19 protein-coding genes and 1 riboswitch are annotated in these 19,748 nt (G+C 70.0%); of the genes, 3 read left to right on the top strand and 16 right to left on the bottom strand.

Features of this window, described 5'->3' with window-relative positions; translation table 11 throughout:
* Positions 1-43: 43 nt before the first annotated feature.
* Both J3P44_RS20085 and J3P44_RS20080 read right to left on the bottom strand, forming a co-directional pair.
* Positions 44-3,736 (bottom strand): nitrate reductase subunit alpha, encoded by a 3,693-nt coding sequence (locus tag J3P44_RS20085; RefSeq protein WP_255892252.1) that lies wholly within the window; start codon positions 3,734-3,736, stop codon positions 44-46.
* Positions 3,733-5,031: an MFS transporter gene (locus tag J3P44_RS20080; RefSeq protein ID WP_255892251.1), complete on the bottom strand. Its 1,299-nt coding sequence runs from the start codon at positions 5,029-5,031 to the stop codon at positions 3,733-3,735. The genes J3P44_RS20085 and J3P44_RS20080 overlap by 4 nt, the downstream gene beginning before the upstream one ends.
* 62 nt (positions 5,032-5,093) lie before the next feature.
* Between J3P44_RS20080 and J3P44_RS20075 the strand changes: the two genes are divergently transcribed.
* Entirely contained in the window at positions 5,094-5,741 is a 648-nt protein-coding gene (locus J3P44_RS20075) for a helix-turn-helix transcriptional regulator (protein WP_255892250.1), read from the top strand.
* An 18-nt stretch (positions 5,742-5,759) separates the two neighbouring features.
* On the opposite strand, the gene J3P44_RS20070 is transcribed toward J3P44_RS20075, so the two are convergent.
* The 8 genes from J3P44_RS20070 to J3P44_RS20035 all read right to left on the bottom strand — a co-directional run bounded on the left by J3P44_RS20070 (position 5,760) and on the right by J3P44_RS20035 (position 13,622).
* Positions 5,760-6,275, bottom strand: a complete 516-nt coding sequence (locus tag J3P44_RS20070) for a hypothetical protein (RefSeq protein WP_255892249.1) — start codon at positions 6,273-6,275, stop codon at positions 5,760-5,762.
* Between the two features lie 80 nt (positions 6,276-6,355).
* The gene (locus J3P44_RS20065; RefSeq protein ID WP_255892248.1) at positions 6,356-6,925 is read right to left on the bottom strand and encodes a hypothetical protein; all 570 of its coding nucleotides are present in this window, start codon (positions 6,923-6,925) and stop codon (positions 6,356-6,358) included.
* Between the two features lie 136 nt (positions 6,926-7,061).
* Positions 7,062-8,693 carry a chaperonin GroEL gene (groL, locus tag J3P44_RS20060; protein WP_255892247.1) on the bottom strand — a complete coding sequence of 544 codons (1,632 nt, stop codon included), beginning with the start codon at positions 8,691-8,693 and terminating at the stop codon, positions 7,062-7,064.
* 206 nt (positions 8,694-8,899) lie between these two features.
* Positions 8,900-10,429: a TadE/TadG family type IV pilus assembly protein gene (locus J3P44_RS20055; RefSeq protein ID WP_255892246.1), complete on the bottom strand. Its 1,530-nt coding sequence runs from the start codon at positions 10,427-10,429 to the stop codon at positions 8,900-8,902.
* Positions 10,429-10,851: a TadE/TadG family type IV pilus assembly protein gene (locus tag J3P44_RS20050; RefSeq protein WP_255892245.1), complete on the bottom strand. Its 423-nt coding sequence runs from the start codon at positions 10,849-10,851 to the stop codon at positions 10,429-10,431. Before J3P44_RS20050 ends, J3P44_RS20055 begins: the two co-directional genes overlap by 1 nt.
* 172 nt (positions 10,852-11,023) lie before the next feature.
* Complete coding sequence (locus J3P44_RS20045) at positions 11,024-11,902, bottom strand: ATP-grasp domain-containing protein (RefSeq protein ID WP_255892244.1); 879 nt, start codon at positions 11,900-11,902, stop codon at positions 11,024-11,026.
* 19 nt (positions 11,903-11,921) lie between these two features.
* On the bottom strand, positions 11,922-12,776 hold the full coding sequence (locus J3P44_RS20040) for a hypothetical protein (RefSeq protein WP_255892243.1): 855 nt from the start codon (positions 12,774-12,776) through the stop codon (positions 11,922-11,924).
* A 9-nt stretch (positions 12,777-12,785) separates the two neighbouring features.
* Complete coding sequence (locus J3P44_RS20035) at positions 12,786-13,622, bottom strand: SGNH/GDSL hydrolase family protein (protein ID WP_255892242.1); 837 nt, start codon at positions 13,620-13,622, stop codon at positions 12,786-12,788.
* A gap of 127 nt (positions 13,623-13,749) precedes the next feature.
* On the opposite strand from J3P44_RS20035, the gene J3P44_RS20030 reads away from it, so the two are divergent.
* Both J3P44_RS20030 and J3P44_RS20025 read left to right on the top strand, forming a co-directional pair.
* The gene (locus J3P44_RS20030) at positions 13,750-14,964 is read left to right on the top strand and encodes a DUF2157 domain-containing protein (RefSeq protein ID WP_255892241.1); all 1,215 of its coding nucleotides are present in this window, start codon (positions 13,750-13,752) and stop codon (positions 14,962-14,964) included.
* The gene (locus J3P44_RS20025) at positions 14,961-15,458 is read left to right on the top strand and encodes a GDYXXLXY domain-containing protein (protein WP_255892240.1); all 498 of its coding nucleotides are present in this window, start codon (positions 14,961-14,963) and stop codon (positions 15,456-15,458) included. The genes J3P44_RS20030 and J3P44_RS20025 overlap by 4 nt, the downstream gene beginning before the upstream one ends.
* Positions 15,459-15,489: 31 nt before the next feature.
* On the opposite strand, the gene J3P44_RS20020 is transcribed toward J3P44_RS20025, so the two are convergent.
* The 6 genes from J3P44_RS20020 to napA all read right to left on the bottom strand — a co-directional run bounded on the left by J3P44_RS20020 (position 15,490) and on the right by napA (position 19,654).
* The gene (locus tag J3P44_RS20020) at positions 15,490-15,963 is read right to left on the bottom strand and encodes a DUF6174 domain-containing protein (RefSeq protein WP_255892239.1); all 474 of its coding nucleotides are present in this window, start codon (positions 15,961-15,963) and stop codon (positions 15,490-15,492) included.
* Between the two features lie 52 nt (positions 15,964-16,015).
* Complete coding sequence (locus J3P44_RS20015; RefSeq protein ID WP_255892238.1) at positions 16,016-16,291, bottom strand: MoaD/ThiS family protein; 276 nt, start codon at positions 16,289-16,291, stop codon at positions 16,016-16,018.
* A 16-nt stretch (positions 16,292-16,307) separates the two neighbouring features.
* Complete coding sequence (gene thrC / locus J3P44_RS20010) at positions 16,308-17,591, bottom strand: threonine synthase (RefSeq protein ID WP_255892237.1); 1,284 nt, start codon at positions 17,589-17,591, stop codon at positions 16,308-16,310.
* Between the two features lie 10 nt (positions 17,592-17,601).
* A riboswitch (SAM riboswitch) is annotated at positions 17,602-17,740 on the bottom strand.
* Between the two features lie 84 nt (positions 17,741-17,824).
* The gene (gene otsB / locus J3P44_RS20005) at positions 17,825-18,655 is read right to left on the bottom strand and encodes a trehalose-phosphatase (protein ID WP_255892236.1); all 831 of its coding nucleotides are present in this window, start codon (positions 18,653-18,655) and stop codon (positions 17,825-17,827) included.
* An 80-nt stretch (positions 18,656-18,735) separates the two neighbouring features.
* The gene (locus tag J3P44_RS20000) at positions 18,736-19,212 is read right to left on the bottom strand and encodes a LytR C-terminal domain-containing protein (protein ID WP_255892235.1); all 477 of its coding nucleotides are present in this window, start codon (positions 19,210-19,212) and stop codon (positions 18,736-18,738) included.
* Between the two features lie 136 nt (positions 19,213-19,348).
* Entirely contained in the window at positions 19,349-19,654 is a 306-nt protein-coding gene (gene napA, locus J3P44_RS19995) for a nucleoid-associated protein NapA (protein WP_255892234.1), read from the bottom strand.
* Positions 19,655-19,748 lie beyond the last annotated feature (94 nt).

The raw sequence follows: 19,748 nt of genomic DNA, 5'->3' as shown, positions 1-19,748 counted from the left end.
TCCTCGGTGGTTGAGGTGCGAGCGGAGCGAGCCTCGAAACCCATCAGTACTCCACCTTCGCGGTCCGTCTGCGGATCATCGTGACCTCGTCGCGGTTGTTGCCGATCGGGCCGATGTAGTTGAAGAAGTAGGCGAGCTGGGCATAGCCACCGACCAGGTGGTTGGGCTTCATCAGGATCCTGGTGAGGCTGTTGTGGATGCCGCCGCGCTTGCCGTCACGCTCGGTCAGCGGGACGTCGATGAGCCGGTCCTGTGCGTGGTGCATGTAGACCGTGCCCTCGGGCATCCGGTGGCTCACGATCGCCCGGGCGGCCACGACGCCGTTGCGGTTGACCATCTCGATCCAGTCGTTGTCCTTGATCCCGACCTTGGCCGCGTCGCGGTCGGAGACCCACACTGACTGACCGCCCCGTGAGAGCGACAGCATGAACAGGTTGTCCTGGTACTCGCTGTGGATCGACCACTTGTTGTGCGGCGTCAGGTAGCGCACGGACACCCCGAGCTCGTTCTGCTCCCCGATCGGTGCCTCCCCGAACAGCGCGGTCATGTTGAGTGGCGGCCGGTAGACCGGCAGCATCTCCCCCATCCCGATGAACCAGTCGTGGTCGACGTAGAACTGCTGCCGGCCCGTAAGGGTGTGGAACGGCTTCTTGCGCTCGATGTTGATCGTGAACGGCGCGTAGCGACGCCCTCCCGACTCCGAGCCCGACCACTCGGGCGACGTGATCACCGGCACCGGCGCCACCTGGGTGTCGGCGAACGTGATCTGCTTGCCCTCGTGCTCGGCGGCCAGGTCGGCCAGGCGGGTGCCGGTGCGCTTCTCCAGGAACCGGAAGCCCTGGGTCGCGAGGTGTCCGTTGGACACCCCGGCCAGGTGGAGCATCGCGTCGGCCATCTGCACGTCGGTCTCGACCTTCGGCTGGCCGTCGCCGGCGCCACCGTGGACGACGCCGTTGCGGGTCCGGAGGATGTCCACCTCGCGCGCGACGTCGTACGCGACGCCCTTGGTCAGCATGCCGACCTTCTCCAGGAGCGGGCCGATGGACGTCATCTTCTCGTAGACCTGGGTGTAGTCGCGCTCGACGACCGCGATGACGGGCATGGTCTTGCCGGGGACCGGGTCGCACCCGTCCGGGTGGTCGGGACCCAGCTTCCAGTCCTTGACCACGCCGTGCTCGGTGGCCATCGCCTCGGCGGTGTCGTGCCACAGCGGCTTGGCCACCACGTCCTTGCGCGTGCCCAGGTGGTCGACGGCGAGCTCGGAGAACTTCTTGGCGATCACCTTCCAGGTGTCCCAGTCCGACTTGGTCTGCCACGGCGGGGCGATCGCGGGGTTGAACGAGTGGATGAACGGGTGCATGTCTGTCGTGGACAGGTCGTGCTTCTCGTACCAGGTGGCCGCCGGAAGGACGACGTCGCTGAAGATCGTGCTGCTGGTCATCCGGAAGTCGAGCGTCGTGAGCAGGTCAAGCCGGCCCTCAGCCGCCTTGTCCGCCCACACGACGTCCTTCGGACGCATCTCGGGCGGGGCCTCCACGGCAGTCGCTGCGGAGTCGGTGCCGAGCAGGTGGCGCAGGAAGTACTCGTTGCCCTTGGCGGACGACCCCAGCAGGTTGGAGCGCCACAGCGACAGGATGCGCGGGTGGTTGTCCTCGTGCTCGGGGTCCTCCACGGCGAAGCGCAGGTTGCCCGCCTTGAGCTCGCTGGCGACGTACGCCGGCGCCTCCATCCCGGCCGCCTCGGCGTCATCGGCCAGCTGCAGGCTGCTGCGGTCGAACGTGGGGTACGACGGCGACCAGCCGAGCCTGACCGACTGCGCCAGCAGGTCCATCACCGACTTCCCCGCGAAGACTCCCGTGCCGGAGTCCAGGTCGTCGGCGGTGAAGGTGTCGTAGCGGTACTGGCTGGTGTTGACGTACCAGTACGCCGTCTGGTTCATGTGCCGCGGAGGGCGGTGCCAGTCGAGCGCGAAGGCCATGTGCTGGAAGCCCATGATCGGGCGGATCTTCTCCTGGCCCACGTAGTGCGCCCAGCCCCCGCCGTTGCGCCCCTGGCAGCCGGTGATGGTGGTGAGCACGAGCATCGCCCGGTAGATCTGGTCGGAGTGGAACCAGTGATTGACCCCCGCGCCCATCAAGATCATGCCGCGACCCTCGGTGTCGATCGCGTTCTGCGCCCACTCGCGGGCAAGGCGCTCGACCTGGGCGGCGGGGACACCTGTGTGGGTCGCCTGCCAGGCCGGGGTGGACGGGCCTGCGGGGTCGTCGTAGCCGGTCGGCCACTCGCCGGGCAGGCCGTCGCGGGGCACGCCGTACTGGGCCAGCATCAGGTCCAGGACCGTCGTCACGAGCCGGTCCCCCACTCGGGCCACCGGTACGCCGCGGCGATGGTGGCGGACCTTGCCGTCGGGCTCGTCGAATCGTGGCAGCTCGACCTCGACCGACTCGCGAACCCCGTCGTACATCGTGAGGGCTGGGTCGATGTCGCCGAGCTCGAGGTTCCACTTCCCCAGTCCCTCATCGCCGAAGCGGTGCCCGATGGCGCCCTGCGGGATGCGGACCTCTCCCGTGCCGGCGTCGATGACCGCCGGCTTCCACATGGCGTTCTCCGCGCCGCCCTCGGGATGGTCGAGGTCCCCGGCCACGAGGTACTTGCCGGGTCGGTAGACCCCGTCGGCGGTGCGCTCGAGGCAGATGAGGTGGGGAAGGTCGGTGTACTGCTTGTTGTAGTCGTTGAAGAACGCGACGTTCTTCTCCACGAAGAACTCCTTGAGGACCACGTGGCCCATGGCCATGGCGAGCGCGCCGTCGGTGCCCGGAGCGGTCGTCACCCACTCGTCGGCGAACTTCACGTTCTCGGCGTAGTCGGGTGCGACGGCGACCACCTTCTGACCCCGGTAGCGCGCCTCGGTCATCCAGTGGGCGTCCGGCGTGCGGGTCATCGGGACGTTGGAACCCCACATGATCAGGTAGCCGGCGTCCCACCAGTCCCCGGACTCGGGCACGTCGGTCTGGTCGCCGAACATCTGCGGTGACGCGTTGGGAAGATCGGCGTACCAGTCGTAGAAGGAGAGCATCGGGGCACCGATGAGCTCGAGGAATCGCGAGCCGCTGGCGTAGGAGACCGGGGACATCGCGGGAATCGGCGAGAACCCGGCGATCCGGTCGGGACCCCAGCGCTTGACGGTGTAGACGTGCGCCGCGGCGACGATCTCGGCCACCTCGTCCCAGGACGCGCGGACCAGGCCGCCCTTGCCCCTCGCCTTCTTGTACGCCCGCGCCTTCTCCTCGTCCTGCACGATCGAGCCCCAGGCGACCACCGGGTCGCCGTACTGCTGCTTGGCCGCGCGGAACAGGTCGAGGAGCACGCCCCTGACGTAGGGGTAGCGGACCCGGGTCGGGCTGTAGGTGTACCAGCTGAATGCCGCCCCACGGGGGCAGCCACGTGGCTCGTACTCCGGACGGTCCGGTCCGGCGCTGGGGTAGTCCGTCTGCTGCGCCTCCCACGTGATGATCCCGTCCTTGACGTATACCTTCCACGAGCAGGAGCCCGTGCAGTTGACCCCGTGGGTCGAGCGGACGACCTTGTCGTGGCTCCAGCGGTCACGGTAGAAGACGTCCCCCTGGCGGCCACCGTGCTTGTGCAGCGTGCGCAGGTCGTCACTCACCTCGGCCTTGGTGAAGAAGCGCCGCCCGCCGATCAGGGCCTTCTGCAACTGGTTCTCGAGGTCGGTCACGAAGGACGCCCTTTCAGTCCGGTGGTCTGGTAGGTGGCGGCGGCGGCGACTGCTGCCGAGGCGGTGCGTCGTACGACGAGGAGGGTGAGGACGAGGGTCAGCGCCGAGGTGACCGCCAGCAGCCAGAGGCCGACCGCGTAGGACTCGGTCTGGCCGTAGAGCCACCCCATCAGCAGAGGTGGGACGAAACCGCCCAGGCCACCCGCGGCACCTACCAGGCCGGTGACGCCGCCGACCCGGGCCGGCTCGGTGCTCTGCGCGATCAGCGCGAATGTGGCGCCGGATCCGGCGCCGAGCGCTGCCGCCATCACCAGGAAGGCCACGGTGCCCAGCGTGAGGTTGCTGCCGCTCGCGGAGGTCACCGGCGGGTTCTGGGCCGCGGCTGCCGCGCACGCTGCTACGACCCCGAAAGAGGCGGCGAGCACCGGGACGGAGCCGAGGCGGTCCGAGAGCCAGCCACCGATCGGGCGCATCACCACCGCCACCACGACGAAGCCCGCCATCCGGTTGGCCGCATCGGCCGGCTCGAGACCGTGGGCGGTCTTGAGATAGGTGGGCAGGAAGACGGAGAACGCGACATAGCCGCCGAAGGCGACGGAGTACAGCACACAGGCCTGCCAGGTGATCGGCAGGCGGGCGTTCGCCACCAGCCGCGACGCGAGGCTGGTGGTGGGTACGACGCGACCGGGCGCGTCCCGCATGAACAACCACGCGACGACGGCGTACACCGCCAGCACCGCGGCCGTGATCAGGAACGGCGCCGTGCGCCCGTTCTCCTGGGAGAGCGGCACCGTGGTCAGCGCGCTGATCGCGGTGCCGCCCATGCCGGCGCCGAAGACCCCGATGGCCAGTCCACGCCGGGCCGGCGGGAACCATGCGTTGACGAAGGGGACGCCGACCGCGAAGGCAGTGCCGGCGATCCCGAGGAAGAACCCTCCGAACAGCATGAGCGCGTAGGAGTCGAGGGCGAAGAAGGCGAGGAAGAGGACCGGCACGATGGTCACGCCGGACACGATCGGGAACATGACGCGACCTCCGAAGCGGTCGGTGAGCGACCCCACGATGATCCGGCCGAGTGAGCCGACCAGCACCGGGACGGCGACCATCAGGGCCACCTCGGACTGGTTCAGCTGGCCCAGCGGGCTGGCCGCTCCCTGCTTCAGGTAGAGGGCGCCCAAAGGACTGATGAGCGCCCATGCCCAGAAGTTCACCGCGAAGCCGAGGGTCGCGAGTGCCAACATCACCCAGGGATTGCCGTCGCGAGGAGCGGAGGCGGATGCAGAGCTGGTGCTCATCGTGTGTGCTCCTGAACCGGAGGAAACCGTGCGAACAGCACAGAATTTATTACGATGTCCCCGTGAAAAATATGCCCACGAGCAACGGACTGGCAAGGGGCCGTGCATCCGTGCTCGATGCGCTGCGCAACCAACCCGATCCGGTGGGCGTCGACGCGCTGGCACAGGCCATGGCACGCCATCCCAACACGGTGCGCGAGCAGGTGAACTGGCTCGTCGAGCACGGCCACGTCACGCGGATCCGGCAGCCCCGCGAAGGCCGCGGCCGGCCCGCCTGGCTCTATCAGGCGCGGGGCACCCGGCCCGGCGACGCGGAGTACGTCGAGCTCGCGGCAGCCCTGGCCTGGCGGTTGCAGGACGCGTCCCCGGACACCCGCGCCGAGGCGATGGCCGCTGGTCGGCGTTGGGGCTCCGACCTGGTCGACCGGAAGGGATCGCTGGCCGACCCGTCGCCTGAGGCTGGGCGGCGCTGGACGGTGGAGCTCATGGAGGAGCTCGGTTACGCCCCCGAGGCGGACGAGGAGGCACGCGACGTCGTCCTGCACCGCTGCCCACTTCTGCAGGCTGCGCACCGGTTCCCCGATGTCGTGTGCGCCGTCCACCTCGGCATGGTCCAGGCGGCACTGGAGCGCAACGGCGCCAGCCCTGCAGACGCGGAGCTGACCCCCTTCAGTGCGCCGGGCGAGTGCCGCCTGCGCCTCGGGCCCTGATCACGGAGGTCCGCGGGGTCAGCTCCCGAACGCCTCGTCGTACAGCGCCTGCAGCTCGGAGTTCTGCTCCGCGGTGAACCCGCACAGGGTGACCCGGTCGCCGTCGGCACTCACGAGATAGGACTTCCCCTCCTGGAAGTCGACGGCCATCAGCAGGTCCTCGAGGCTCTCGCTCGGCGCGTTGACCGTCACGGTCGAGGCCTCTCCGTCGCCGGCGTACCACTCGTCCACCGACAGGGTGGCCGTGCCGTCGTCGAGCGAGGTGACGGTGCCGGCGAAGGCGGTGTCGAAACCGGCGAGGGTCTCGGCGTTGGGCACCGCACACTTCCCGCCCGTGGATCCGTCGGCGGTCAGCGCCACGGCGTCGGACCCCGAGTCGGGCTCGGACTCGGACCCCGGATCGGAGGTGGCGCCGTCGGAGTGCTCGGCCCCCTGGTCAGCATGGTCCGCCGGCGCGGACTCCTGCCCGCAGGAGGACAACGCGGCCGCCGCGACGAACGCGAGGACGAGAGGGCGAAGTCGACTGGTGTTCACGATTCCTCCTGAGGTGCGGGAGGGGTCCGGCCCCTCACCTGGTCGGACGGCCAGGGCGCCCGGGAGGTTCCGGCAAGGACTCATCGGTCCCGCACAGGCGCGTCCGTGCGGTCCTCGCCCTCCTCCTCGTCGATGCGCCGCCTGATACGGGCCATCCCCGGGATCTTCGCGAGCATGTCGTTGAGCTCGCGCGTGACCGTGAGCAGGTCGTGCACGTCGGGCGCGACGGACCCGAGGGTGGCAAGCACCGGGAGCACGTCGTTCTCGACCCGCTGGGTCAGCTCGGGCAGGTGGTCGACGAGGGAGACCATGGCCGCCACCTCGTCGGGATGGGTGGTGTCGGCCAGCGTCTCGAGCGTCGGCTGGAGCGTGATCAGCGAGGGTGCCAGCGCGTCGACCAGCTCGGTCGCCCGGACGACCTGGACCTCGGCAGTGTCGACGACGACCTCCGCCCGCGCGACGAGGGCGGCAGCCTCCTCGGTCACCTCGCGGACGCGCACGACCGCGGCGGACGCCCCCTCGAGAAGAGCCTCGGCCCGGTCCAGCAGCGCCAGCGCCCGCGGGACTGCGCCGAGCAGGGCTTCCACCTGCTCGCCGCCTCGCTCCAAGGCGGAGAACACGTCACGGGGGCCGGGCACGGGGAGGCGCATGTCCCCTTCCTACCAGTGGCAGCCACCACGAGCGGCTCACACCGGTCCAAGATGCAGCAGGGCCCCCGCCGGAGCGGGGGCCCTGCTGGTTGATCGAGCGACTCGATCCTTGTCTGACGTGCGTGTCAGACGAGGATCAGAAGTCCATGCCGCCCATGCCGCCCATGTCGCCGCCGCCGGGCATGGCGGACGCCTTCTCGGGCTTGTCGGCCACGACGGCCTCGGTGGTGAGGAACAGCGCGGCGATCGACGCGGCGTTCTGCAGCGCCGAGCGGGTGACCTTGGCCGGGTCGATGATGCCCTCGGCGATCATGTCGACGTAGTCACCGGTCGCGGCGTTGAGGCCGTGACCCGCCTCGAGGTTGCGCACCTTCTCCGCGACGACGCCACCCTCGAGACCGGCGTTGATCGCGATCTGCTTGAGCGGCGCCTCGATGGCGACCTTGACGATGTTGGCACCCGTGGCCTCGTCGCCCTCGAGGTCGAGCTTGCCGAAGGCGACGTTGCCGGCCTGGACGAGCGCGACGCCACCGCCGGCGACGATGCCCTCCTCGACCGCAGCCTTGGCGTTGCGGACGGCGTCCTCGATGCGGTGCTTGCGCTCCTTGAGCTCGACCTCGGTGGCCGCGCCGACCTTGATGACGGCCACGCCGCCGGCCAGCTTGGCGAGGCGCTCCTGGAGCTTCTCGCGGTCGTAGTCGGAGTCCGACTTCTCGATCTCGGCGCGGATCTGGTTGACCCGGCCCTCGATCTGGGCCTGGTCGCCGGCACCCTCGACGATGGTGGTCTCGTCCTTGGTGATGACGACCTTGCGGGCCTGGCCGAGCAGCTCCAGACCGGCGGACTCGAGCTTGAGGCCGACCTCCTCGGAGATGACCTGGCCGCCGGTGAGGATCGCGATGTCCTGCAGCATGGCCTTGCGGCGGTCACCGAAGCCCGGCGCCTTGACGGCGACGGAGCGGAAGGTGCCCTTGATCTTGTTGACGACCAGGGTCGACAGCGCCTCGCCGTCGACGTCCTCGGCGATGATCAGCAGCGGCTTGCCGGACTGCATGACCTTCTCGAGCAGCGGCAGCAGGTCCTTGACCGTCGACACCTTGGAGTTGGCGATGAGGACGTAGGGGTCCTCCAGCACCGCCTCCATGCGCTCGAGGTCGGTGGCGAAGTAGGCGGAGATGTAGCCCTTGTCGAACCGCATGCCCTCCGTCAGCTCGAGGTCCAGCCCGAAGGTGTTGGACTCCTCGACCGTGATGACGCCTTCCTTGCCGACCTTGTCCATCGCCTCGGCGATGATCTCGCCGACGGTGGTGTCAGCGGCGGAGATCGACGCGGTGGACGCGATCTGCTCCTTGGTCTCGACGTCCTTGGCCATGGTGAGCAGCTGCTCGGACACGGCGGACACGGCGGCCTCGATGCCGCGCTTGAGACTCATCGGGTTCGCGCCGGCTGCGACGTTGCGCAGACCCTCGCGGACCATGGCCTGGGCCAGGACGGTGGCCGTCGTCGTGCCGTCACCGGCGACGTCGTCGGTCTTCTTGGCGACCTCCTTGACCAGCTCGGCGCCGATCTTCTCGTAGGGGTCCTCCAGCTCGATCTCCTTGGCGATCGAGACACCGTCGTTGGTGATCGTGGGAGCGCCCCACTTCTTCTCCAGGACGACGTTGCGGCCCTTGGGGCCGAGGGTGACCTTGACCGCGTCGGCGAGGGTGTTCATACCCCGCTCGAGCCCGCGGCGGGCCTCTTCGTTGAAAGCAATCAGCTTCGGCATACTCTTCGCGTTTCCTGTCGAATGAGTCTGTGGTGGAGACACCAGGCGGGCTGCCCGCGACGGACGATCCGCTCCGCCGGCGATCCATTCACGTCAGCTTCTGCGGACCTCAGCGTCACCTGGGTCGTTGTCACTCTCGTAGGGAGAGTGCCAACGTCATGTTTAGCACTCGACCCCCGAGAGTGCAAACGGGTCCAGGCGTCGGATCACTGCGGCAGCTTGACCAGTCGGACGCCCGTGGACACCTGTGCGACGGCCGTCTTGAAGATGTTGGCCAGCTCGCTCCCCTGCGCCGCACAGAAGTAGTAGTCGCCGTCGGCGTTCTCCGCCGCTCGCGAGGTGGTGGAGTCGCACGCGCTGGCAGCGCTCGCCGCACCTGAGTCACTCGGTGAGGCGGCCGCGGCCAGAGCATCGCGGGTCCACATGTTGCTGGTGGACCCGTCCGTGCAGTTCGCCGAGGTGGCTTCCCCGAAGCCGATCGTGATCACCAAGATCTCCGCCGCCTTGGCCTTCGCGGCGACCTCCACGAGGTTCTGGCACCCCCGCTGGCCGTTGGCCGTGTTGTCGACCTGAAAGCCAGCGGCGACGTCGTCAGGATCTCCCAGGTCAGTGACTCCACCGTTGAAGACCTCGAAGGGGCGGCCGTCGGTCTCGAAGACGATGACCTTGCGCACGGCGCCCGGACGCGCCGGCAGGCTCGAGAGATTGTTCTCCGAGGAGTAGAGAAGCTTGCGCGCTGCCCCCTTCATGGCCGAGGCGAGATGGGTGCCGTACGCGCCGTTCGAGGCCCCCTTGCTGGGGTTCGCCGGCTCGCCCTTGGCGCAGTCGAGCCCCCGGACGACGGGATCGGTGCTCGAGGTGCGCTTGCCCGAACCGGTGCCGGTGACATAGGTACGGCTGAAGTCGGTGGGGACCCACAGCCCATTCTTCATGCCCTCCGCCTGGCCGGCCCGGCCGCCCCTAGTGGGGGGTGGCCCCGGTGCCGTAGGGCACGCGCCCGTGGACACGGACTTGCTGATGGTGCCGAGCGCGACGTAGTGCATGGTCGGGTCCATCGTCAGGAGCGTGCTCTTGATGGCGTCCATCATCGTGTTGCGGTTGGTGTCGGACATGCTGACGGTCCGGTCGGCCATGAAGACCACGTCGAGCGGGTTCGGCGCCTCCTGGCCGCACGACCCCTTGCAGGCGGCGGACGCGACGGACCCGGTGGAGCCCTCGCTGCGGCCGAAGATGTTGGCGAAGCCGAAGTCCACGTCCTTCTCCGCCACGACCTCGACGGTGTTGCAGATGGTGGTGAGGCTCGGCGCGCAGGGGATCTTGCAGATCTTGGTGTTGCATCGCAGGTCGGGGTAGCGCGAGGTCGTGTACGGCGCCGGGCCGGGGTTGCAGGTGCTGGGGATCTGGTCCGTACGCACGCTCGTGCCGGCGCCGGTCGAGGCGACCAGGCACCACAGCCGGATCTGCGGGTTCTGCTCGGTGAAGTCGTAGGTCAGGTCGGGGTCGTTGGCCAGCGCCATGTCGCGCGCGGCCTTCATCGCGGTCGCCCCGTCGCCGGGCATCGTGTAGGCACCCGCGTGCGCGGCCGCGTCGACCGCGTCGTGCAGCTTCTGCCGCTCCATCGCGAGCATCGAGATGTCGATGGCGATGGCGGCCGCGCCGAAGAGGACGACCGAGAGGATGACGGTCATGAACGCGACGGCGCCGTCCTCGTCGCGCCGCCGGGACGACGCCCGCATCACTCGATCCTCATCTTGTTGGTCTTGGCGACCGAGAGCTTGTTGGAGACGAGACCGCCGATGGGGGTGAGCCAGTCGCTGGTCGCGGTGACCGTGACCTCGGCGATGCCACCCGACTCCATCCCGGCGTTCCAGCTGGTGCAGGTCGTCGTGCCGTCCGGCCTCTTGCATCCGACCGTGATCGTGACCGTGCCCGGGAGGTCGGCCGTGCCGCGTGTCACCACGGCCCGGATCTCGCTCTCGGTGGCCCCCAGGCTGGCCTCGCGCACACCCTCGCGGGCGGCGTGGTTGACCATCGCGTAGCGGTTGATCGCCAGGCCGAAGTCGACGATCCCGAACACGATGAGGAGCAGGATCGGTACGACGAGGGCGAACTCCACCGCCGACGCTCCGCGCTCTCCGCGGCGTCGTGATTTGGGCATGCCTTTTTCCTCCCGCGCACATGCGCCGCCCGAGTCGCCTCGAGAGCACACAGCAGTTGTGTGTTCCTCCGGCCCCAGTGCCGGACAGCGATCCGACCGCGCCCCCAGCGCAGTCGGATCGCGCGAAACCTAGCGCAACTGCGGGTTACGCCGGGCGCGCCTGCCCAGAGGTCTAGACCGTGGCGCCGGCGGACCGACGACCGGCAGCCTCCAGCAGGTCCGCGAACGGCGCGGCGTTGGCCGGGGACACGTCCAGGTAGAGCCCGGGCTCGATCAGCTCGAGCTCGCTGACGACCCAGTCGCCCTCCCACTGCAGCAGGTCGACGCGGAGGTAGTCCACGGGCCGGCCGAAGCGCTCGCACGTGACGTCGTACGCCCGGAGCGCCAGCTCGCCGACGTCGCCCATGTCCGCAGCCCGCACCCGTCCGCCGAACTCCTCGTTGACGCGTACGTCGTCCGCACCGGGCTGCTTGTCGAAGCGCTGGGAGAGCTGCCCGTCAAGGACGTAGACGGAGACCTCACCGTGGGTGCGGATCGACTCCACGAGCGGCTGGACCACCCATGGTCCGTCGACCTCCGGGTAGTCCGGCAGGCTCCGCACCGGCCGCCCCAGCCGTGGGTCCTCCGGGTCGGTCACGACGATCAGCCCGGCGCCGCCCGCTCCCACGCGCGGCTTGACCACCGCGGTGCCGAAGCGGGCGACGGCCTCGGCGAGGCCTGCCCGGTCGTCGGCGAGGACGGTCGGCACCGCCGGCAGGTCGCCCAGCTCGGCGAGGTAGCGCTTGTCGTGGTTCCAGGTGAAGACGTCGGCGCCGTTGAGCAGCCTCGCCTGGTCGAGCGAGGCCGCCCACGCGAGGAACTTGGTTGGCCGGGTGACGTAGTCCCAGGTCGAGCGCACCGCGACCAGGTCCGCCGCGGCCCAGTCGACGTCGTCGTCGTCCCAGCGGGCCCAGGCGAAGTCCACGCCGCGCTCGCTGAGCTCGGCGTCGAGGACCGGCGCGCCGGGCTCGCCCTGCGGCAGGTCGCCGCTGGTCGCCAGCAGGACCCTCATGCGGTGTTCATGGCGGTGTTCATGCCCCGGGCAGCTCGGAGGAGCCGTGGAAGGTGTGGGCGGTGTCGTCGCGGTTGGTGCCCTCGCGGTTGTCGCCCTTCTCGATGATCACGAGGTTGTGGTAGCAGTGCACGGCTCGGACCCACTGGTCGGTGTAGGTGGGCTCGTAGCCCTCGACGAGGAACTCCTCGTGGTTGAGGCCGTCGATGAGGTCCTTGACCAGGTCCATCGACGTCCCCGGCGCCTTGGGGTCGAGCTCGCCACCCCAGGCGGGCCAGTAGGAGGTCTGGGTGTCCTCGATGCAGTAGATCGCGCCGTCGGGCAGCAGGGGGAACAGGATGCGGAAGGACTCCCGCACGTGCGCAGGGATGTGGCTCCCGTCGTCGATCACGACCAACGGCGCGCCCTGCTCCTCGATGATGCGGTGCAGGATCGCGGGGTCGGTCTGGTCACCGAGGTAGGTGTGGATGTGACCCCGGGTCAGCCAGGTCTTGTCCTCGATGTCGAGGCCGACGATCGTCGCCTTGGGGAAGAACCAGCGCCACATCTTCATCGACGCGCCGCTGCGGCGGCGCTTCTTGTAGCCACCGATGCCGAGCTCGAGCAGCGTGAAGGACTCGCGGCGCAGGTGCTGGAGGTGGCGCTCGTAGTGGGGGGTGTACTTGTGCACGCCCCACTTGTCGGTGCGGAACTCGATGGCGAGCTCGGTCAGGTTGCTGGCCAGCAGGCGACGTCGGCGCTCCGCCTTGGCCCTGTCCCTGTCCTGGGCGGGGTCGGACCGCTGAGGCTGCAGGCCAGGCTCGGTCTGCATGCGGCCGGCCTTCTGGGCGGCCTTCTTGACTGCCTCGCCGGCTCGTCGAGCAGTGGTGCGCACCCGCGAACCCTAGCCTGACCCACTCACCCCCGGGACGTGGTGCCCGAACGGCACCTCCTGCACCACACCCAGCGCTGCCAGCACCGAGGGCAGCATGGCCTTCGCGGTCCGTTTGTAGCCGTGGGCGCTGGGGTGGAACCGGTCGAGGCTGAACATCTCGTCCGGGTTGGAGATGAAGAACGGGCCCACGACGCGCGCGAGCGACACGACCCGCGCGCCGCGTTCGAGGGCCGCTGCGCGCTGGGCGTCGGCGAGCTGCCGCGAGGCCCTGGAGCCGAGCGCCCGCAGCGGTTGCGGCACCGGCCTCAGGGCGCCCAGGTCCGGGCAGGTGCCCACCACCACCTCGGCACCCCGAGCCCGCAGGTCGTCGATCGCCTCCGCCAGGTGTCGTACGGAGTCGGCGACCGGTACGCGGTGCGTGACGTCGTTGCCGCCCACCACGACCACCGCCACGTCGGGGCGGTACGAGGCGGGCAGCGTGGCGAGCTGGGTGCCGAGCATGCTGCTCTCCGAGCCGACCACCGCGGCGGTCCGCAACCGCACCGACCGCTTGGTGTCCCGGGCGATCCCGCGCGCCAGCCGTCCACCGAGGGTGTGCTTGGCACGCTCCGCACCGAGTCCGGCGGCGATGGAGTCGCCCAGGACCAGCAGGTCGACCGGCTGTCCGTACTTCTTCTTCCAGTGCTTGTCGGCCGACGGCGCCTGCTCGCCCAGGGGCTTGCCGATCGCACGCCGGGCCTGTGCGGCCTGCCGGTGCAGCAGCCCGCGCGCGCCGTACGCCGTCCCGCCGGCGATGCCGCTCACGACGGCCACCGCCACGCCGGCCCGGGTCAGGTGCTTGATCATCACCCCACCCTTCAACCACACCCACCTGAACGCCGCCGCAATCGCGGGCATCGGATGGCCCAACGGCGCGACACACCTGGGTCGACGTACTCACGACAGTCCCCGGCCGAGGGGCCACGCTGGGCCCATGACCGTCTCCACGCCCCGTGCCACCCGTTCGGTCCCACCGCGCCAGCTCGCCTGGCTGCGCTCCGAGGTCGCCGAGTGGGCCTCGCAGGGCATCATCACCGACGACCAGGCCGACCGCATCGCCACTCGGTACAGCGCCGACACCCACGCCCGCTTCAGCGTCGGGCGCGTGCTGCTCTACCTCGGTGGCGGCTTCGTCGGCATCGGCATGATCTGGCTGGTCGCCGCCAACCTCGACCAGCTCTCCCCCACCGCGCGCTTCGTCGCCGTCACCTCGATCTGGCTCGCGTTCCTCCTCGGGGGCGAGCTGATGGCGAGCAGGAAGGTGTCGGCGCCCCTCGTGGGTGCCGTACGCCTCCTCGCCGCCCTCGGCATCGGAGCCGTCCTCTTCCAAGCGGCCCAGTCCCTGCAGGTCCCCGCCTTCGAGCCACGCCTCCTGGGGCTGTGGGCGGCGGCAGCCCTCCTGCACGGCTACCTCACCCGCGCCTACGTGCCCTTCCTGGTCGGGGTCGCGAGCGGCGTGTCGTGGTGGTTCACGCAGCCGATGTGGGACGAGCCCAACGGCCTCACCGTCGTCATGCTCTTCGGTGCCGGCGCCGTGCTGGCCGCGGCGCTGGCCGTGCTCCACGACGGTCGGATCGACACCTTCGCCTGGACCTGGCGCGCCGTCGGGGGCGGCATGGCGCTGCTGGCGCTGTTCGTGGCAGCGATCCCCGACATCGGTTCGGACGGCATCGAGTGGTCCTTCTGGCTGGTGGCCGCGCTGACCCTGGCCGGAGCCGCGGCTGTTGGGGCCGCTGCCACCCGCCCCGGCACCCGCGTCCTCGAGCCGCTCGGCGCGATCGTCGTCCTGGCGGTCGCCACCGTCCTCGGCCTGTGGTCCACCGGGTCCGACACGTCGGACGTCGACACCTCCGACTGGCTCCACGCCGCCGTCTCGGTCGCTGCGTACGTCCTCCTGGCCGTCGCCCTCGTCGCACTGGGCACGGTGCGCGAGCACCCGATGCTCACGTGGATGGCGATGGTCGGACTGGTGGTCTTCACGACCTTCCAGAGCTTCGCGGTGTTCGCGCCGATCGTCACGGGCGCCTGGCTGTTCGTGGTGCTCGGCACGGTCTTCCTCGGCACCGGGTTCCTCTTCGACCGGGCCCGCCGCGAGCTGGCCCAGGCCCTCGACACCGACTCCCCCTCCGATGAAGGAGCACACCGATGAACCGCGCCATCGTCACCGGCATCATCGCCGTGGGCCAGCTGGCCCTGGTCGGCGTGGCTGTCGCCCCGCAGCTCTCCGCGCGCGTCGCGGGAGACACCTACCTCCTGCAGGTCGCGCCGCTCGACCCGATCGACCCGTTCCGCGGCGCCTACGTCGCGCTCGACTACCCCGACCTGCGACACGACGGGTCCGAGTCGTCCGGTGCTCCTGGCCTCGGCGCGCTCGAGGACGGCGAGGAGGGCGACGTCTACATCACCCTCGTCCAGCGGGGCGACGTGTGGGCGGCGGACGGGTGGACCCGCGACCGGCCGGACGAGGGGCCCTACCTCGCCTGCGACGACCGCTCGTGGCAGATCAGGTGCGGCATCGAGAGCTTCTTCCTGCCCCAGGACGCGGCGGCCGAGACCGAGGACCTGCTGCGTGACGGCGCGGTCGCCGAGGTGCGGATCGACGGTCGCGGCAACGCCGCCGTGGTCGACGTACGAGCTCCGTGAGCGCAGGGGCCCGGTCAGCTCTTCCGCAGGGTCAGTCGAGCCGGCTGAGCGAGACCGAGTAGTAGGTCTCCTCGTCGATGGCTTCCTCGATCGGGTCGATCGTGATCGACTTCGGGACTCCGCGGCGCGTGTAGGCGACCTCGACCCGGTCGGCCTCGGCAGAGGCGCTGCGGATCATCGTGAACAGCTCGTCCATCGAGTAGCCACGGCGGGCGGCCAGCCGGCGCTCCCCCTTGGTCACCCGGCGGATGGTGTCGTCGCGGACCACCGTGCGCACCGCCCCGGTGGGCGGGCAGAAGCAGGTGAGCCGCACGGTGACGACGTAGTCGTCGATGTCCTTGGACTGCCACGCCTGCCACGCCTCGGCCAGCGCGGGATCGTCGTCGCTGGCGGGCACGAAGGGCGTGATCGGGTGGGGGTCGGCGGCCGCGGAGGCCGGCGCGGCGCCGGCGCCGATCGTCAGGGGTACCAGGACCGCCAGGCAGGCACGCTTGATCGTCGTCATGGGAGTACGACGTGCAGGGACCCGCAGCCGGTTCCGCTGGCCGTCTCCCGCCTCAGCCGCCGGCGACGGCCGGGATCACCGAGATCTGCGTGCCGTCGGGGGTGGCGGTGGCCAGCTCGTCGAGGAAGCGCACGTCGTCGTTGCCGACGTAGACGTTCACGAACCGGCGCAGCTGGCCGGCCTCGTCGAGGATGCGGCCCTTGATGCCCGAGTAGCTCGCGTCGAGGTCGTCGAGGACGGCCGCCAGGGTGTCGCCCTCGGCGCTGACCTCTGACTCGCCACCGGTGTAGGTGCGCAGGATGGTCGGGATCCGTACGGAGACTGCCATGAGGTGATCTTCCCTCTCAGAGGATGCCGGACGCCAGGAAGGCGTCATAGGACGGGGCGATGGTGGCGACGGCGCCGACCCGGTCGGACACGGCGTCCAGGGTCTTGAGCCCGTGGCCGGTGTTGATGACCACTGTCTCGAGGGAGGTGTCGAGCTGGCCGGTCTCGACGAGCTTCTTGAGCACACCGACCGTGGTGCCGCCCGCGGTCTCGGTGAAGATCCCCTCGGTGCGGGCCAGGAGCACGATCGCCTCACGGACCTGCTCGTCGGTGATGTCCTCGACCGCACCGCCGGAGCGGCGGCAGATGTCGAGGACGTAGATGCCGTCGGCGGGGTTGCCGATGGCCAGGCTCTTGGCGATGGTGTCGGGCTTGACCGGGCGGATCGCGTCGGTGCCTGCCTTGTAGGCGACGGAGACCGGCGAGCACCCGGTCGCCTGGGCGCCGTAGATCTTGTAGGGCTTGTCCTCGACGAGCCCGAGGGCGATCAGCTCCTGGAACGCCTTGTCGACCTTGGTCAGCTGCGAGCCGGACGCGACGGGGATGACGATCTGGTCGGGCAGCCGCCAGCCGAGCTGCTCGGCGATCTCGTAGCCCAGGGTCTTGGACCCCTCGGCGTAGAACGGGCGCACGTTGACGTTGACGAACGCCCAGCCCTCCTCCTCGCCGGCGATCTCGGAGGCGAGCTTGTTGACGTCGTCGTAGTTGCCGTCGACTGCGACCAGGCGGTCGGTGTAGACGGCGGAGTTGACCTGCTTGGGCGTCTCGAGGTTGCTGGGGATGAAGACGACGGTGGTGATGCCTGCCCGGGCACCGGCAGCGGCCACGGCGTTGGCGAGGTTGCCCGTCGAGGGGCACGCGAACACCTTGGCGTCGAGCTCGCGCGCGGCGCTCAGCGCACACGCAACGACGCGGTCCTTGAAGGAGTTGGTCGGGTTGGTCGAGTCGTCCTTGACCCAGAGGTTGTCGATGCCGAGCTCACGCCCGAGGTTGTGGGCCTTGAGCAGGCGGGTGAAGCCCGGCTCCATGTTGGGGTTCTGCTCGATGTCGTCGGGCACCGGCAGCAGTGCCTTGTAGCGCCAGATGTTGGCCGGGCCCGCGGCGATCTCCTCGCGGGTCACGGCGGGGAAGTCGTACGCCACCTCCAGTGGCCCGAAGCACTCCGGACAGGCGTACGACGGACCGAGGGCGACCTCGTGCCCGCACTCGCGACAGGCCAGGGCGCGGGCGTTGCCGAAGGCGCCCTCGCGCAGCCCCTTCGCCGGCGTGGTGGCGGTGTTCTCGTCCAACAGGGTGCTCATGAAGTCCTCCTTCTCATCTGTCCCCGCGACTCTCGCGTGGGCCGGATTTGGCACCTGCTCCCATGACTGCCGGACGAGTCCGGACAGGAGGCTCATGGGTGGTTGCCGGGACTTCTACGGGCCGTTCCCTCAGTCCCTCGTGATGAGCAGGCTCAGCCTAGGCGGGCTGTCTCACGATGCGCACATCGAGTCCACGATGTGGATGTCGGCCGGGTGAGGGTGGATGAGGCAGATCAGCGCCGGAGGAGGAGCTGGCCGAGCAGATCGACGACACCCGCCGGGCCGTCCACCACGACGTCGGCCAGGGCGACCAGGGCGGTCTGCTCCGGGGGGCCCGAGTACACGACCAGCCCCGGCAGCCCGTCGGCGCGCAGCGCGCGGACCGCCTCGAAGGCCTCGATGTCACCGAGGTCGTCGCCCCCGAAGATCACCCCGGTGGCCTCCTGCTCGGCCACGAAGGCCCGCACGGCATGGCCCTTGTGCATCTCGCCCGAGCGGACCTCGAGGACGTTGCGACCGGGTTCGACGGTGAGGTGGTGGCGCTCGGCCAGGGACTCGATGGGGGCGACCAGCCGCTCGAAGGCGCCGGCGGGGTCGTCCATGCGCCGGGTGTGGACGGCGACGGCGAGCCCCTTCTCCTCGACGAAGGCGTCGGCGGCGTCGGCCCCGCGCAGCACCGAGGGGAGCTCGCGCTCGAAGCTCGCGAGACCTGCCGGCGGGCGCGGCGAGCGGATCCGCGGCTCGGTCGCCGACCAGCGCTCGTTGCCGTACTGACCGAACACGAACAGCTCGGCGCCGCGGTCGAGCATGGCGTCGCCGAGCGCGTCGAGGTCGCCCATGGTGATCGCCTGACGGGCGGGGCGGCCGGTGATGACGGCGACGGCGCGGACCGCCTCGGCGAGCTCGAGCAGGGCGCCCGGAGACCCCGGGTGCAGCCGGGCCGCCTCGGGGTCGTCGACCAGGGGCGACAGCGTGCCGTCGAAGTCGAGTCCGACCACGACCCCGTCGAGGACGTCGCGTACGGCGTCGTAGTGGGCGCGCGCGGCAGCGGAGGTGAACTCCATGGGACCACCCAACCACGCGACTGCGACGGCCGCGAACCGCCCCGGGCTACGCCGCGACGGCCCGACGACCACTCAGGCGATCACTGGGGGGCGTCGGTCGTGAGGATGACCGTCAGCCGGTCGCGCTTCATCACGCCGACAGCCGGGGACGTGCGCTTGATGCCGAGGTCGAGCGCGAGCTGCTTGCCGGCCGCCTGCAGACGCGGCGGGAAGTAGACCGTCGTGGTGGGGATGACGCCGTACCAGTTGTCCTCACCGACGACCGCCCAGCCGACCTGGGTGGCCTTGGCCGCCGTGGTGGCGGCCAGGCCCTTGATGCCGGAGTTGTTGAAGACCTCGACGTAGACCTCGCCGCGCTTGACCTGGGGCTCGGGCTTCGCCTCGGGCTTCGGGTCCGCGGGCGCCGGGTCGACGCTGGGCGACTGGTCGGCGCTCGCGATGGTCGCGGTGTCGACCCGGCGCTCGGTGGGCGCCTGGTCGCGGGTGGCGACGAAGGTGATCGAGGCCATCGCGACGGCGATCACCGAGAGCATCACGACGGGGGACGGGAAGGCCACGCCCCGCTCGTCACGGCGGGTCAGGAGGGACGCGAGGGAAGGGAGGCCAGGACTGGGGAAGAAGGCCATGGGGAAGGAGCCAATCGTGAGTGGTGGTCGGATCTCGCTGGGTCAGTGGCTGGGTCGGGTCGCGGGGTCAGACGTCGAAGCCGAGGCGGCGCGCCGAGCGCTGACGCTGGCGGGAGGCGCGGAGGCGACGGAGCCGGCGCACCAGCAACGGGTCGGCCTCGAGCGCCTCGGGACGGTCGATGAGGGCGTTGAGGACCTGGTAGTAGCGGGTCGAGGACATGTCGAAGTTCTCGCGGACCGCCTGCTCCTTGGCGCCGGCGTACTTCCACCAGTGGCGCTCGAACTCGAGGATCTCGCGGTCGCGCCGGCTCAGTCCGGCGGTCTCCTGCTCGGCTTCGACGTGCTTGGCCTCGACGTGCTTGGCGGCGTCCATGTGCCATCTCCTCCTCGACCCCACGTCCACCCGTGACCGAGCGGACTGGCGTCAGTCTAGGCGACGAACAACAACGATGTCATTCGCCTCCGGC

Source organism: Nocardioides astragali (genome assembly GCF_024436375.1).
GTDB classification, from domain to species: Bacteria; Actinomycetota; Actinomycetes; order Propionibacteriales; family Nocardioidaceae; genus Nocardioides; species Nocardioides astragali.
This window is presented reverse-complemented; position numbering and strand designations above follow the sequence as displayed.